The sequence below is a fragment of the Leclercia sp. 29361 genome, assembly GCF_011290365.1.
GTDB classification, from domain to species: domain Bacteria; phylum Pseudomonadota; class Gammaproteobacteria; order Enterobacterales; family Enterobacteriaceae; genus Enterobacter; species Enterobacter tamurae.
In genome coordinates this window covers 1541202-1556076 of the sequence record NZ_CP049786.1, presented here as the reverse complement: position 1 = coordinate 1556076, position 14875 = coordinate 1541202, and the positions used below count along the sequence as shown (strand labels likewise).

General features: G+C 58.5%; 15 protein-coding genes. 5 read left to right on the top strand and 10 right to left on the bottom strand.

All coding sequences use genetic code 11. The annotated features are described in order from the left end of the window. Nucleotides 1–50: 50 nt before the first annotated feature. The 3 genes from G7090_RS07340 to nfsA all read right to left on the bottom strand — a co-directional run bounded on the left by G7090_RS07340 (nt 51) and on the right by nfsA (nt 2268). On the bottom strand, nt 51–527 hold the full coding sequence (locus G7090_RS07340) for a YbjN domain-containing protein (protein WP_166181971.1): 477 nt from the start codon (nt 525–527) through the stop codon (nt 51–53). Nucleotides 528–571: 44 nt separating this feature from the next. Further along, a complete protein-coding gene (rimK, locus tag G7090_RS07335) occupies nt 572–1474 on the bottom strand; it encodes a 30S ribosomal protein S6--L-glutamate ligase (RefSeq protein ID WP_106992520.1) in 903 nt (300 codons plus the stop codon). A gap of 71 nt (nt 1475–1545) precedes the next feature. Further along, nucleotides 1546–2268: an oxygen-insensitive NADPH nitroreductase gene (nfsA, locus tag G7090_RS07330; protein ID WP_166181970.1), complete on the bottom strand. Its 723-nt coding sequence runs from the start codon at nt 2266–2268 to the stop codon at nt 1546–1548. 180 nt (nt 2269–2448) lie between these two features. Here nfsA and G7090_RS07325 point away from each other — a divergent pair, with 180 nt between their 5' ends. Continuing rightward, nucleotides 2449–2718 carry a GrxA family glutaredoxin gene (locus G7090_RS07325; protein ID WP_032617267.1) on the top strand — a complete coding sequence of 90 codons (270 nt, stop codon included), beginning with the start codon at nt 2449–2451 and terminating at the stop codon, nt 2716–2718. A 13-nt stretch (nt 2719–2731) separates the two neighbouring features. Here G7090_RS07325 and G7090_RS07320 read toward each other — a convergent pair whose 3' ends face one another. Next, on the bottom strand, nt 2732–3121 hold the full coding sequence (locus tag G7090_RS07320; RefSeq protein ID WP_106992518.1) for an inner membrane protein YbjM: 390 nt from the start codon (nt 3119–3121) through the stop codon (nt 2732–2734). A gap of 274 nt (nt 3122–3395) precedes the next feature. On the opposite strand from G7090_RS07320, the gene G7090_RS07315 reads away from it, so the two are divergent. Further along, nucleotides 3396–5081 (top strand): aspartate:alanine antiporter, encoded by a 1686-nt coding sequence (locus G7090_RS07315; protein WP_039029554.1) that lies wholly within the window; start codon nt 3396–3398, stop codon nt 5079–5081. A 265-nt stretch (nt 5082–5346) separates the two neighbouring features. Beyond that, entirely contained in the window at nt 5347–5883 is a 537-nt protein-coding gene (locus G7090_RS07310) for a sterol desaturase family protein (protein ID WP_166181969.1), read from the top strand. Here G7090_RS07310 and crtB read toward each other — a convergent pair. From crtB to G7090_RS07280, 6 genes are all read right to left on the bottom strand, one after another. Beyond that, nucleotides 5822–6748 carry a 15-cis-phytoene synthase CrtB gene (crtB, locus tag G7090_RS07305; RefSeq protein WP_166181968.1) on the bottom strand — a complete coding sequence of 309 codons (927 nt, stop codon included), beginning with the start codon at nt 6746–6748 and terminating at the stop codon, nt 5822–5824. The genes G7090_RS07310 and crtB overlap by 62 nt on opposite strands. Continuing rightward, nucleotides 6745–8223: a phytoene desaturase gene (locus G7090_RS07300; protein WP_166181967.1), complete on the bottom strand. Its 1479-nt coding sequence runs from the start codon at nt 8221–8223 to the stop codon at nt 6745–6747. Before G7090_RS07300 ends, crtB begins: the two co-directional genes overlap by 4 nt. Continuing rightward, nucleotides 8216–9391, bottom strand: coding sequence for a lycopene beta-cyclase CrtY (crtY, locus tag G7090_RS07295; RefSeq protein WP_166181966.1), 1176 nt, complete (start codon nt 9389–9391; stop codon nt 8216–8218). The genes G7090_RS07300 and crtY overlap by 8 nt, the downstream gene beginning before the upstream one ends. Then, nucleotides 9391–10419: a type 2 isopentenyl-diphosphate Delta-isomerase gene (fni, locus tag G7090_RS07290; protein ID WP_207630102.1), complete on the bottom strand. Its 1029-nt coding sequence runs from the start codon at nt 10417–10419 to the stop codon at nt 9391–9393. The genes crtY and fni overlap by 1 nt, the downstream gene beginning before the upstream one ends. Further along, nucleotides 10416–11336 (bottom strand): polyprenyl synthetase family protein, encoded by a 921-nt coding sequence (locus G7090_RS07285; RefSeq protein ID WP_166181964.1) that lies wholly within the window; start codon nt 11334–11336, stop codon nt 10416–10418. Before G7090_RS07285 ends, fni begins: the two co-directional genes overlap by 4 nt. A gap of 228 nt (nt 11337–11564) precedes the next feature. Further along, the gene (locus G7090_RS07280; RefSeq protein WP_166181963.1) at nt 11565–12137 is read right to left on the bottom strand and encodes a DUF2239 family protein; all 573 of its coding nucleotides are present in this window, start codon (nt 12135–12137) and stop codon (nt 11565–11567) included. A 309-nt stretch (nt 12138–12446) separates the two neighbouring features. On the opposite strand from G7090_RS07280, the gene G7090_RS07275 reads away from it, so the two are divergent. Beyond that, a complete protein-coding gene (locus G7090_RS07275; RefSeq protein ID WP_166181962.1) occupies nt 12447–13187 on the top strand; it encodes a hypothetical protein in 741 nt (246 codons plus the stop codon). Beyond that, the gene (locus G7090_RS07270; protein WP_166181961.1) at nt 13184–14860 is read left to right on the top strand and encodes a hypothetical protein; all 1677 of its coding nucleotides are present in this window, start codon (nt 13184–13186) and stop codon (nt 14858–14860) included. The genes G7090_RS07275 and G7090_RS07270 overlap by 4 nt, the downstream gene beginning before the upstream one ends. The last annotated feature ends 15 nt before the right edge of the window (nt 14861–14875 follow it).

Here is a 14875-nt window from a genome sequence, read left to right as displayed (position 1 = left end):
AGGGTGTTATGCAGCCGCCACGACAGCGACTGCCTAAAAGTCAGACAGCGTTAGTGCAGAAAATTGCCCGAAGATTCAGGTTGCTCAACGCCCTCTTCGGCGTTGTAGAGCAGATGATGGGCGCTGGCTTCAAGCATCACCATTGAGATCTGCTCTTCGCTCTGCTGCATGAAGGCGGCAAACTGCGGGAAGGTCAGCCCGACGGCTGCGTAGAAAGACTGGCAAACCACCAGTTTTGGCAGATTATCATCCTGTATATCGAGAAATGCTTTCACGGTCAAAGAACTGGCATTGATGGCGGATAAATCCGATGCTAAGGCCAGTAACGCCGAGGGTTTGACCTCTGCCAGCGCCGAAAAAAGAATGACGTCATTAATCAGATCGAGCTTGGCATCAAACACCCCGTCAAAATTTTGCATGTGCGGCAGGTGCAGCGCCTGGCAGGTATCGCATTCAAAAAAGCTGATGCCCATGTTGTCGAGCCAGTGGCGCAAGGTATCAAGTGTCGGTACTACGAGTGAATCCATAACGGTGGAACCCCTTAAAAAAATAACAGTGCGTGGCAGGTGAGTTATCCGCCCGTTTTCAGGCAAAACTCCGGCGTGGCCTGGCGCTCTATCCAGCCGATCATCTTTCCGGCGATATCAACCCCGGTGGTTTTCTCAATGCCTTCCAGCCCCGGTGAGGCGTTAACTTCCATCACCAGCGGTCCGCGATCGGCACGTAGGATATCGACCCCGGCAATATCGAGCCCCAGGGTCTGCGCGGCCTTCAATGCGATCTCCCGCTCGCGCGAGGTGATCTCTGCCACCCGGGCAACGCCGCCCCGGTGCAGGTTGGAGCGAAAATCGCCCTCTTTGGCCTGGCGCTCGATGGCAGCAACCACTTCATCGCCCACTACCAGGCAGCGAATGTCGCGCCCTTTCGCCTCCTGGATATACTCCTGCACCAGAATGTGCGCGTTCAGGCCACGAAACGCATCAATAACGCTCTCTGCCGCCTGACGGGTTTCCGCCAGCACCACGCCAATTCCCTGGGTGCCCTCGACCAGCTTGACCACCAGCGGCGCCCCGCCCACCATCTCGATCAGATCGCTGGTGTCGTCGGGAGAGTGGGCAATGCCGGTGATGGGCAGGTCAATCCCCTGGCGAGCCAGCAGCTGCAGGGAGCGGAGTTTGTCACGCGCCCGGGTGATCGCCACGGATTCATTCAGAGGATAGCTGCCGAGCAGCTCAAACTGGCGCAGCGCGGCGGTGCCATAAAAGGTGATTGCCGAGCCGATGCGCGGGATAACCGCGTCGAAGTGCGGCAGCTGACGCCCTTTATAGTGAATGGAGGAGGCCGCCGGGCTGATATTCATATAGCAGGAGAGCGGATCGAGGATTTCCACCTGATGGCCGCGCCGCTCCGCCGCTTCACGCAGCCGTTTACACGACCAGAGCGTTCCATCCCGGGACAATATGGCAATTTTCACCCTGCACCTCTCAGACATGATCCGTAAAAGCCTGCGTATCATACACGCAGGCAGGCGCAGGATGAATGGACTTATCGCGTCGCCCAGCCCTGTTTATGCAAATAATCGAGGATAAACGGACGGTTCTCTTTGATGATGGTGCGCCGGATATGGTCGCTCCAGGTATCGCGGCGATTATTGGTCGCACGGCTAAGGTAGTAGTTCGCCAGCTCTTCGTCGTACTGCGCCAGCACCTCTTGATCAACCGGCTGGTAGTGATTTTCATGCACCACCATCGCCGCAGGCAGGCGCGGCTTGACGTCCGGGTTATCCGCCGGCCAGCCAAGGCACAGGCCAAACAGCGGCAGGACGTGCTTCGGCAGCTGCAGCAGTTCGGTTACCGCCTCAATGCTGTTGCGGATGCCGCCGATGTAGACGCCACCCAGCCCCAGCGACTCAGCCGCCGTCATCGCGTTCTGCGCCAGCATCGCGGTATCCACCACGCCGAGCAGCAGTTGCTCTGCCAGGCCGAGCTGCGCCTCAGGGCAGATTTGCAGATGACGGTTGAAGTCGGCGCAGAACACCCAGAACTCCGCCGCCTGGGCGACGTGCTGTTGTCCGCCGGTGAGGGTCACCAGCTGTTCGCGCATCGCGGGGTCGGTGATGCGGATAATGGAGCTGCACTGCAGGAAGCTGGAGCTGGAGGTGCCCTGTGCGCCGGCAATAATGGCCTCGCGCTGCGCATCGCTGATGGGTTGGTCGGTGAAATGGCGAATGGAGCGGTGGGAACGTAGCAGATCAATTACTGGCGTCATCTTCTCTCTCTTTACGGGCGTTACTGACATGTGGCCAGTATAGGCAAAGAAAAGGAGGCTGTAATTGGCCAAACATAGCCTGAAGATATCAATGTAACAGGCAGAACCTGCTTTCCATTACCGATAGTTATCGGCAATATAGCGTCATTCGCCGTCTGGCTTAGTTTCAGGAGAGAAAACATGTTTGCAGTGATTTTTGGTCGTCCGGGTTGCCCTTACTGCGTGCGCGCAAAAGATCTGGCAGAAAAACTGACCGCTGAGCGTGAAGATTTTAACTACCGCTACGTGGACATTCATGCGGAAGGCATCTCCAAAGCCGACCTGGAACAGACAGTGGGTAAGCCGGTTGAAACCGTTCCGCAGATTTTCCTCGACCAGACCCACATCGGCGGCTTTACCGATTTTGAAGCCTACGCCAAAGAGCACCTGGGCCTGTTCGCAGCCCAGTAAGCCGTTCACGCCCTCACTCTGAGGGCGTTTTTACTTTCACACGGCGATGTTCCAGCGCCCGGCGTACAAACAGAAAGCACAGCGCACCTAACGCACACCAGAAGATCCCACTCAGCAGCCAGGCCAGTTCCTGCACCAGCGTCCGTGAAGAGATAAACATCATCCGCATCACGACCAGGCAGACCGGCGCGGCGAGGATAGCCCCCATCAGCGGCCTGATCACCTCTCCCCCGCGGGAGAAGAAGCTGGCAGCGATCCCCGGCACAGTGAAGAAAAGTAATCCCAGCCCAGGGTAACCCGCAGAAAAAAACGCCCCCTTCAGTTTGAACGTCAGACTGACGCACACCGCAGTGAAGAGTAAAAAGCAGCAAGCCACTCCAGACCAGTTACGTTTAATATTCAATCTATCCCCCTGCCATTTCGGACAAATACTTTTTTCGTCCCGTGGACGCCAATTAGTTGAGTCACCCGGCATTCCTTGCCAAAATCAGCACGTCTTTTCGTCATCGCTATCAAAGGGTGATATTTGTTAAAAATTAACTAATAGTTTGATATTACTTTGTGGGATATATTATAATACGCGATCGGGAGGGACCTACCTCCTCTTACAGTGCAAAACAGTAGCCTAAATATCCCACCCCTTCAACCACTTACTGGTAAACGAAAAGTTATCCTCCGTGAACATAAACGTCGCAGAATTGTTAAACGGGAATTACATCCTGTTATTATTTGTGGTACTGGCTCTGGGTCTTTGCCTGGGTAAATTACGTCTCGGGTCGATCCAACTCGGTAATTCTATTGGCGTTTTAGTCGTTTCGTTATTATTAGGCCAGCAGCATTTCAGTATTAACACCGACGCCCTGAACCTGGGCTTTATGCTGTTTATTTTTTGTGTCGGTGTCGAAGCTGGACCCAACTTTTTTTCTATTTTCTTCCGCGACGGCAAAAATTATCTGATGCTGGCGCTGGTAATGGTGGGCAGCGCCCTGCTTATCGCCCTGGGATTAGGCAAACTGTTTGGCTGGGATATCGGCCTGACGGCAGGCATGCTGGCCGGGTCGATGACCTCGACGCCGGTGCTGGTGGGTGCCGGGGATACGCTGCGCCATCTCGGGCTGGATAACGCCCAGCTGTCGCTGGCGCTGGATCACCTCAGCCTCGGCTATGCCCTGACCTATCTGATCGGTCTGGTGAGCCTGATCGTCGGCGCACGCTATCTGCCGAAATTGCAGCATCAGGATCTGCAGACCAGCGCCCAGCAGATCGCCCGCGAGCGCGGTCTGGACACCGACAGCAAACGCAAAGTCTATCTCCCTGTGATCCGCGCCTACCGCGTCGGCCCGGAGCTGGTAGCCTGGGCGGACGGTAAAAATCTCCGCGAGCTGGGCATCTATCGCCAGACCGGCTGCTATATCGAACGTATTCGTCGTAACGGCATTCTGGCGAACCCGGACGGCGATGCGGTGTTGCAGATGGGCGACGACATTGCGCTGGTGGGCTACCCGGATGCGCACGCTCGTCTCGATCCGAGCTTCCGTAACGGTAAAGAGGTGTTCGACCGCGACCTGCTCGACATGCGCATCGTCACCGAAGAGATCGTGGTTAAGAACCACAACGCCGTTGGCCGTCGTCTGGCACAGCTTAAGCTGACCGATCACGGTTGCTTCCTCAACCGGGTGATCCGCAGCCAGATTGAGATGCCGATCGATGACAACATCGTCCTGAACAAGGGGGATGTGCTGCAGGTGAGCGGCGACACGCGCCGCGTGAAGACCGTCGCCGACCGCATCGGCTTTATCTCCATTCACAGCCAGGTGACCGACCTGCTGGCCTTCTGCGCCTTCTTTATTGTCGGCCTGATGATCGGGATGATCACCTTCCAGTTCAGCAACTTTAGCTTCGGCATCGGTAACGCCGCCGGTCTGCTGTTCGCCGGGATCATGCTCGGCTTCCTGCGTGCCAACCACCCAACCTTCGGCTATATCCCGCAGGGCGCGCTGAACATGGTGAAAGAGTTTGGCCTGATGGTGTTTATGGCGGGCGTCGGCTTAAGCGCGGGCAGCGGCATTGGCCACAGCCTGGGCGCGGTGGGCTGGCAGATGCTGGTGGCCGGGTTAATCGTCAGCCTGGTGCCGGTGGTGATCTGTTTCCTGTTCGGTGCCTACGTGCTGCGCATGAACCGCGCCATGCTGTTTGGCGCCATGATGGGGGCTCGTACCTGTGCCCCTGCGATGGAAATCATCAGCGATACCGCACGCAGCAACATTCCGGCGCTGGGCTATGCGGGCACCTACGCCATCGCTAACGTGCTGTTAACCCTGGCGGGGACCTTGATTATCATCATCTGGCCGGGGCTGGGATAAGCGAGAAATGTGCGCATTGGCGAAAAATTTTCATGATGCGCAGAACTTTTCTGTCATACGTCAGTCATAACTATTGCCACTGCTTTTCTTTGATGTCCCCAATTTGTGGAGCCCATCAACCCCGCCGTTTTGGTTCAAGGTTGATGGGTTTTTTGTTGCCTGCCGTTCAGGCAATAAATCAAGCCCGCCCGTCCCCACCCTTCCCCCATTTAAGTGTTACGCTTAATACCTGAGATCCTAATCCCCCCGAGCCCAAGGAGTACCAATGCTCGCGTTGTACAACACAGTGATCGTGCTATTAACCATTGCCGCCATGGAGTTAGTCGCCGCCCTTGCGCATAAGTACGTTATGCACGGCTGGGGTTGGGGATGGCATGAGTCGCATCACGAGCCGCGCACAAGTTGGTTTGAAGTTAACGATCTTTACGCGGTGGTGTTCGCCGTGCTGGCGATTGTGCTGATTGCACTGGGGACCTGGGGCATTTGGCCGCTACAGTGGATTGGGGCCGGGATGACGGCTTACGGCGCACTCTACTTTATGGTGCACGACGGGCTGGTACATCAGCGCTGGCCGTTCCGCTATATCCCGCGCCGGGGTTATCTCAAGCGCCTGTATCTCGCACACCGCCTGCACCACGCGGTACGGGGCAAAGAGGAGTGCGTCTCCTTTGGTTTTCTGTATGCCCCGCCGATTGAAAAATTGCAGGCCACGTTACGCCAGCGCAAAGCGCGCAGTGTGGCTAACGCGGGCGCTGCCAGAGCCCGGCCGGACGCGGCGCCTGTGTCGCCAAACGAGAAGTAAGCGCCAGCCCGGCGCCTTTCAGCAGTAATCCCGCCTTCTCAACACCGTTGGTCCCCTGCCGTTTATCCCAGGCGCGGGGGCCCGCGGCGCTCACCTTCATACCAATCTCGCGATATACCCCGTGCGCCGAGGCAATCGCCCAGGCGGATCGCAGCGGTAACCCCGCCAGCCCCGCACGGGCAGAGGCATAATAAGGTTCGGCTTCAGCCACCAGCCGCCGGGCAAGTCCCGCGAGGGGTTGACGCATCTGTGGCGTCGCAATCGCCTCCGGGGGGATGTTCTCTTCTGCCAGCCACTGGGCCGGGAGATAACAGCGGCCAACCCGGGCATCCTCGACGATATCCCGGGCGATATTGGTCAGCTGAAACGCCAGGCCTAAATCACAGGCACGATCGAGCACGGCGTCATCGCGTACCCCCATCACCCGGGCCATCATCAACCCCACGACGCCTGCCACGCGATAGCAGTATTGCAGGTTGTCATCGAATGTCTCGTAATGGGTCTCGCGCACGTCCATGGCAAAGCCATCAAGATGATCGTAAGCCAGCTGGAGCGGGATGTTGTGGCCCAGGGCCACCTCCTGAAAGGCGGCAAAGGCGGGTTCATGCATCTCGCCCCCCTCCCACGCGCGCAGAGTCTGGTTTTTGAGCATCTCCAGTCGCCGCTCTGCCTGGGCGCTGTCCACAGGGGTGGCGTTAAATCCCAGCTCCTGGCCGTCGATAACGTCGTCGCAGTAGCGGCACCAGGCGTAGAGCATCAGCACGCTACGTCGGGTCGCCGGGTCAAAAAGCCTCGCCGCGGTGGCAAAGCTTTTCGAGCCCACGGCGATGGTGTCGGTGGCGTGATCCATCAGGGTGGTGTTCATCGGGAAAGCGCCTCCAGCATCAGCCCTGCCGTCGCTTTGGCGGAACCGATCACCCCGGGAATACCGGCGCCCGGATGGGTACCGGCCCCAACCAGGTAAAGATTAGGGATCCGGCTGTCGCGATTGTGCGGCCGGAACCAGGCGCTCTGGCGCAGGATCGGTTCAACAGAGAAGGCAGAGCCCAGATGGGCACCCAGCTGGTCGCGAAAATCAAAGGGGGTGAACATGCGGTGGGTCACCAGCTGGCTGCGCAGCCCCGGCATGTAGTGGGCTTCAAGATAGGCGAAAATCCTGTCGCGCAGACGCGGCCCCTCCACTTCCCAGTCGAGATCCGCGGTGCCTAAGTGGGGCACCGGGGCTAACACGTAATAGCTTCCGCAGCCCGGCGGTGCCAGGGAGGGATCGGTCACGCAGGGGGCGTGCAGGTAGAGCGAAAAATCCTCCGCCAGCGCGTTCTTATTGAAGATGTCGTCGATCAGTTCTTTATAGCGCGGCCCGAAACAGACGGTGTGGTGCGCCAGATCGTGCTGCTTGTTAAGGCCAAAATAGAGCACAAACAAGGAGTTACTCATCCGTTTACGCTTGAGCGATGCCGCGCGCGCTGCTCCCACCGGATGATGCCCCAGCAGTTTTTCATAGGTATGCACCACGTCGGCATTGGAGGCCACCGCCGCGGTCGGGATGATCTGGCCGTCTTTAAGCTCTACAGCGGAAATGCGCTCGCCCTCGGCCACCAGCCGGGTTACCTCCGCATTGAGCTGCAACTCGCCGCCCAGATCCTGATAGAGCTTGACCAGCCCCTGCACCAGCGCCCCGGTGCCGCCCCGGGCAAACCAGACGCCCCACTCACGCTCCAGGGCGTGGATCAGGGTGTAAATGGACGAGGTCGCAAACGGATTGCCCCCCACCAGCAGCGAATGAAAAGAGAACGCCTGGCGCAGCTGCTCATTCTCAATAAAGCGCGAGACCATGCTGTAGACGCTGCGCCAGGCCTGCAGACGGGTAAGCTGCGGCCCGGCGCGGAGCATGTCGCGAAAAGAGAGGAACGGCACCGTGCCGAGCTTCAGATACCCCTCGTTAAACACCTCCCGGGAGTAGGCGTGGAATTTACGATACCCCTCCACGTCGCGCGGGTTGAAACGTCGGATCTGCTCTTCCAGCCGGGTCTGCACATTGTCGTAATCAAAGACCTCGCCCGTCTCCCAGCACAGGCGATAGAACGGCGTCACCGGGAGCAGATCGACATAATCCGCCATCCGTTTTCCGGCGAGGGTAAACAGCTCTTCGATGGCGCTGGGATCGGTGATCACCGTCGGCCCGGCGTCAAAGGTGAATCCTTTATCCTGATAAACGTACGCGCGCCCGCCGGGCTTATCCCGCTGCTCCAGCAGAAGTGTGGCAATGCCCTGCGCCTGCAGCCGAATGGCCAGGGCTAATCCGCCGAAACCGGCGCCAATAATCACTGTTTTATTCATGGTGAAACGCTCGCATCCGGGGAGTGAGTTTCAGTATGGCGAGCATCGCTTCGCCGACGGGGACCGGGGGCTTACCTGCCAGGATCCGCGCTTTATCGGCCAGGGTTAGCTGCCCGGCGTAAAAGCGGGCAATCAGCCCTTCGTTAAGAGAGTAAAAACGTTGCATCACCTGCCAGCGTTTATCGGCATCCCCCGCCAGAAACAGCATGCGGTTGAGGGTGCGGAAAAAGCGCTGCGCCTGCCACTGGTAGAGGGCATAGCGATGAATGACGGAAAAGATGGCGGTCGCGCTGATATCCGCGCTGCCGGCAATGACCTCGGCCAGCGCCACCGCATGCGGCAACGAATAGCCGGTGGTGGCATGAAACAGCCCGGCGCGCAGGCCGCTGCATGGCTGCTTATCCCGCGCCTGCCAGTACGCCGGAAAATCACCCGCCAGCATAATCGGCAGATGGCCCTGCTCTTCCCGAACCAAGCTCTCCAGGCACCAGCCCTGCTGGCGGGCATAATCAGCGATGTTTTGCCGCGCGGCGCTGATATGCAGCCGGGCGGCGTCAATGTAGTGAGTGTCTTCGATCAGCAGTTCGGTTGCGGAAAGCGGGAGGGTATAGACAAAACGGTACCCCCCCTGCTGATTGACCGTGGCGTCCATCAGTATCGGCCGGGTCAGGCCATGCGACTGGCGCAGACGCCACTGCTGGCCGAGAAATGACTGGCTGCCGGTGTTGAGGTACCTGTCCGGTGTGTATCCCCGGCCATCGATTACCGCGCGGGCCCGAAGCGTAGTGCCGTCAGCGAGGGTCACCGTCTCCGGGGTGAGCGCGGTGACGACGGCGTGGGTTTGCAGGTTATCGCCAGCGGCCTCGGTCAGCACCGCGGCAAAACGCGCCGAGGTGATGCTGAGATAGTCCCCGGCCAGGGTCCGGTTCAGGTCGGGAAAGCGGACGTCATACCCCTGCCAGCGATGCGCCACCAGGGGGGCAATCCACTGGTGCTGCCCGGGGGTAATGTCGCCCTCATGAAACGACCAGGTGTGATTCCCACCCGGCTGGCTGTCGGCCTCGAGAAGCAGTACGCGCAATTCCGGGCGCTGCTGGCGCAACCGTAACGCGATCAGCCCGTTCGCCAGCCCACCGCCGGCCAGAATGATGTCCCACTCGTGCGCCATTACGACTGTGCCACCAGCGTGGCCTGCCGCAGTTGGGCCAGGTTTGCGCTCCCGGTGCAGAAACAGGCGACGCGCAGCTGGTCGATGATCACCTGAAAATGGTCGATGACCGCCTCGCTGGACACCAACGCGCTTTGCAGCACCCCGGCCGCCTGGCCCACTACGCTGGCGCCTAAGCGGATCGCTTTTGCCACCTCAATGCCGTCGGCGATCCCGCCCGAGGCCACCAGCGGCATATCGGGCAGCGCCTGATGCAGATCCTGTAAGGCCGTCGCGGTTGGGATGCCCCAGTCGGCAAAGGCCATTGCCACCGCCCGGTCGTGCGCGGTCACGGCGCGTTCGCCCTCTACCGCCGCCCAGCTGGTGCCACCCGCGCCCGCGACATCGAGCATCGCCACGCCCGCGGCAGCCAGCTGACGGGCAACCGGGACCGAAAGCCCATTGCCCACCTCTTTCACCACCACCGGCACATGCAGCGCCTCGACGGTCTGATGAATGGCGTCGATAACCCCGCACCAGTTGCGATCGCCCCCGTGCTGCAGCGCCTCCTGCAGCGGGTTGAGGTGAATAATCAGCGCATCTGCCGCCAGGGTCTCTACGGCACGTCTGGCATAGTCGATACCCCGTGGCCCGGCGATTTGCGCCGCACCGAGGTTGGCCATCAGCACCACGTCCGGGGCAAAGGATCGCAGTTCTCCCGTCAGGCCATAATTCGCCTCGCTCTCCAGCGCCACGCGCTGAGAGCCAACCCCCATCGCCAGCCCCAGCGCCTGTGCAGCAAGGGCCAGATGTTGATTGATCTGGCTCGCCCGGCGGGTGCCGCCGGTCATAGAGCTGATCAGCAGCGGCGCGTTGAGGGTTCGGCCAAACAGCCTGGTCGTGAGATCGATGTCATCAAGATGCAGTTCAGGCAGGGCACAGTGTCCGAAGCGCCATTTTTCAAAGCCGTTAGTACACTTTTTTGCGCCCAGTGCGCGGTTCAGTACGATATCGAGATGATCGCTTTTACGTTGCGACAGGCTGCTCATTGACACTCCGACAGGGATAACGACAGGCTCTGGCTGATAAGCGTCAGCTGTTTTTCAAACCAGACGTGGACATAGTACCGGGCGGTATTTCCCGGCTGACAGGCGGTAGCGATATGCTGATCGGCGCTGCGCACGTGCTCGCGCAGGCGCAGGAAGACGCTTTCGGCCCCGAGTACGGCGACCAGCGTCGATTTATCTTTATCCTGATGGGGATCTTTGCCGGTGGCATACGAGCCGTCCGTCAGGTCATCAATCAGCTGGAAGGCCTGGCCGAGATCGCGGGCGAAAAAGCGCAGACGTTCGCTGACCTGGGGCGGCGCGCCGGCCGCTATGGCTGCCAGCTGCAGGGTAGCGTTAAACAGGCTGCTGGTTTTCAGCTCATTGGTGAGCAGGATCTCATCGGCATTACGGCTCTGCCGGGCCTCATTCAGATCGCGAAATTGTCCCTGCACCAGCCCCATATGGCCCACCGACGCCGAGAGTTCAGCCATCGCCCGCGCTTTTACCTCGTGGGTCAGCGCAGGCGCGCGTGAGATGACGCAAAACGCATGGCTCAGCAGCGCCACCGCCGCCAGAATCGCGACGTTTTCGCCATACTGATAGTGAATCGTCGGGCGCCCGCGTCTGAGCATGGCGTTGTCCATGCAGGGCATGTCATCGAGGATCAGGGAGGCGACATGGACCATCTCAATGGCACAGGCCAGGTCCAGAATACCGGTCTGCTCGGTTTTGTAGCCCATATCCGTCGCCGCCAACAGCAGCAACAGAGGACGCATTCGTTTGCCGGCAACAAGCGTGGCTTCGCGCATGGCTGCATAGACCTGGCCCTCTTGCTCTCCCTCGGGCAACAGTTGTTCCAGACGTCCTTCAAACGCAGACAGCAGCATTTTTACATCATCTTCATGACTAAGGGTCATAGGGGCTTCCCCGGTGTTATGGTGGCGACGTCCGCAGAAGGGGTAAAAACGCTTGCCGCAGGGTGATTTACAAAGCGTAGCGTATCCTTCTGCGTTTTGTTGCCCGCCGGAACAAAGGAAACCTACCATTGTTTTTTATCTATTTTATATCAACAGTTTAAAATTAGATTTGCGGATAAAATTGCACAGAAATTTACATTTGTATAGATTTTTAATGAGGCCGGTTCTTCACGTTCCCTGACTCTCCTCTTCTTTACCAAATGCCAGCCGTAACGCGTACTGGCGAATATCCCGCGGCCAGCTCTCAATAGACGCGGTAAACGCCGCCTCATCGTCAGCAAAAAGCGCGCGCAGGCTGGCCTCGTAATCAGGCAGATCTCCCGCAACCTCGTACATAAAGTGGTAGGCGCGATCGTGGCGCTGGCGCTTGTTATCCGCCGCTTTACCGGGTTTTCTGGCCCGGTCGATAAGCCTGCGAAGAGTGGCAGACGCCCCGCCGGGCTGGGTGGCCAGCCACTCCCAGTGCCGGGGCAGCAACGTCACCTCTTTGGCCAGGACGCCGAGCTTTGGCCGTCCGCGGGCTTTTACAGCACGGGTCTCTGCCAGTTCAGGGTAGGCCGCCAGAATATCGGCAATATCGCCATTAAGAGGAATATCGAGCCGTTTTCCGCTGCGATCGTTAAAAATGAAAACGCTTTCACGCTGAATGTTAGCGGATTGGATCTGCTGTAACAGTTCGCTCAGCGTACCCTGGGCGATCTGACGCTGCCGCCAGAAGACGGTAAGGGTGATATTTGCCATGTAGTCACCTTTTTTATCCGGGTAAAAATCGCGCGGAACGCCAACAGCGGCGTTATATGAATTATACCCGGGTAAAAATAAATGCGAGTCGCCTGGCAGCAGCTAAAGAATAAAACCGGTAGCAGGTCGCCGCATAACCCACCAGAATTGGAAGTTGACGCATTATCTCAACATGTTAACTTTCCTGAAATTTTTATCATGGATGGTCCCCTCACGCCCGTCAGATCGCACCAGCCACTCTCAACATTATCAATGGCTCCATTGATAGCATTGCATTGAAAAAATAACGAACAAAAACGGAATTAACAGATGAGTATCTCCCGACACAATTTAATCCTGCGTAGCTTGCTGGTTCTGGCGTTCATTTTTGGGTTAAGTGGCTGCTCCGTTCGTTACGATAAAAACGGCAAAATTCTGTTTAACACTGACCTGGCGAGCGTGCTGGGGAATGAAGTCGGTCAGTTCACGCTGGCGGATGGCTCGACAGGCGCGTTACGCGAGTTGAATGGTCGCTACAGCCTGAAGTGGAGCAATCTGATGATTGAGCGCCCGATCGAGGGTGTCAGCTGGGCGAGGATCATCAGTCAGTATCACATCGAAGGACACACCTTGCTGCTGTTGAAAGTGGCTACCCGCTCCTGCCCGGCACAGTATCGCCTGGTCGATGTGCAAAACACCCGTTCCCAGGAGTGGGCCTTCACGGGCGTCTGCGATACAGGGCCGGAGATCGCCGCCAGCGCGGACAAACTGCAGCTGAATTTCACCCACGGGAACCGGATCGAACAGTACACCTGGCAGCATGGTGAGGTTTACCATCGTCGCCTCCCCCTTGAGCAACAAAAAACGGTTAAGCGTACCCGCACCGATAGCGTGACTTCGTCGCGTAAAGCCAAAGCGCAGCCAGTGGCGAAGCCGGTAAAACAGACCCCGACCAAAACGGTAGAACCACTCCCGCCTAAAGTTGCCCAGCCAGAGCTGGACAATTCCGTGCCCAACGAGATCTATGCACCGACGAAAACCCGCCAGACCAGCCTGGAGCTGAAGTCATGACCGGGCATGTCCAGGAGCAGCCGTGGCCGCAGGACAAGATCAAGCGTTCGGCCCTCCCCTGCTGGCAAAACTGGCTGGTGACGGGCATTACCCTCTCCTATCTCATTTGCGAGCTGGCGTTCAACTCCCGCCTGCTGGACCTGGTCGGTAGCGTCTCGACAGCTGATGAAGTTCATAATATGGAGCGCTACGGGCGGACCTTAACCGCCATCGCGGCGGCGCTTCTGGTGTTGCAGTTCTCGCTAATGGGCCTCGTCCGGCTGAAGAAAAAAGGTATCCGGCTGACGGCAAACGTCAGCACGGCCCTGGTGCTGTTGATCTGCCTGATCGCCGGAACCCTGACGTGGCATGCCGTGGAGTGGGTGATCGAACGCCAGGTGACGAAAAGCACGGGCGAGTTTCGTCAGATGTCTCTGCTGGCGCAGCTCTACCAGCATGCATTAATTGAAGGGCAGCAGACGCTGGAAGGCATCCCGCTGGACAGCGGAGGAGGACAGGCCCGGACATGGACCAGCCCATCCGGAAAGGCATTTCTGGCCACCTTACCGGTGCTGTTAAGTTCGTCGGATCGCTACCGTAAATTACTCGAAAGCGATGCGGAGCAAAATTTACGTGACAATATCAGCGCGCAAGAAGGTGGCGTGCGGGGTTATTACGAGGCGTGGATCAAGGCTCGCGAAGAGGTGCATAAAAAGTTCGTCGCCTATTACAACGACGAGATGGATATCAGCGAAACGGTGCGACTGGAGCAGGCCCGAGCCTGGCAACGCTATGAACGCTCCTTAGAGGCGAAGCGCCTGAAAACCTGGAACGTCCCGCGACGTTATTACGCCACCGTGCGGAATCAGGTTCGCGGGCAAGGGGTTCCGGTCACCAGGGACTGGACGCCATCAGATCGTGCCGGTTTTGATGCGGCGGTGGCGAAAGCCGCCAGAGAGAAATATCTCGCCCAGCGGACCGTGGTCTACGAAGGCGTGACTATCCCGAAACGACTCGACTGGGGCGTCTTTTTCCGCCTGAACGTGGTGCAGAAAGCGTTACGCGAGAAGCTCCAGCTCCCGGGGAATACGCTTGTTCGTGAGCAGTATCCGCTAAACGATAAGCTGAAGCAGTTTGCTCTTGAGCTCCACGCGCCTCATCTTGACGAGGCGGTGAAGCAAAAATTACCTGAACTGCGTGCGGCGGCACCGAGCTACAGCGCGGGTGGGGTTAATGAGAAACTGGGGGAAGATGCCGCGCGTGCCGTCATTGTGCCGCCCGTTGCGCTGATGTTCTCTCTGGTGGGTGCCCTGACGCACCTGGCAAAACTGCTCTATCTGGTCCTCGTTCCCGTGACGGCGGCGATATTGACCCGGCGTTCCTCGCGCTCCGTACAGCTCATGAATCGCTATCCCTTAGCCTTCCCCGTCGCGTTAATTGCCATTCTGGTGATCACGTTCGGCGTCACCAATAACAGCATCACTGAATCCCCGGCTTACCAGCATTTAAAAAACGGGTTAAAAGAGGCGGAGGTTGCAATTACCGATAAGCCCTTACCGCTCAGCGGCGGGACATTACTGCGGGTGGTTCATGCCGTCAGCATCGGGCAGAGCTACAGCTATCCGGTCAATCACTTTCTGCGCGAACATGTGCTGCAGGGATTTGATTTCGGGTATGTGACGCGGGACGAGTAAGTTCCCTGCGGGGCA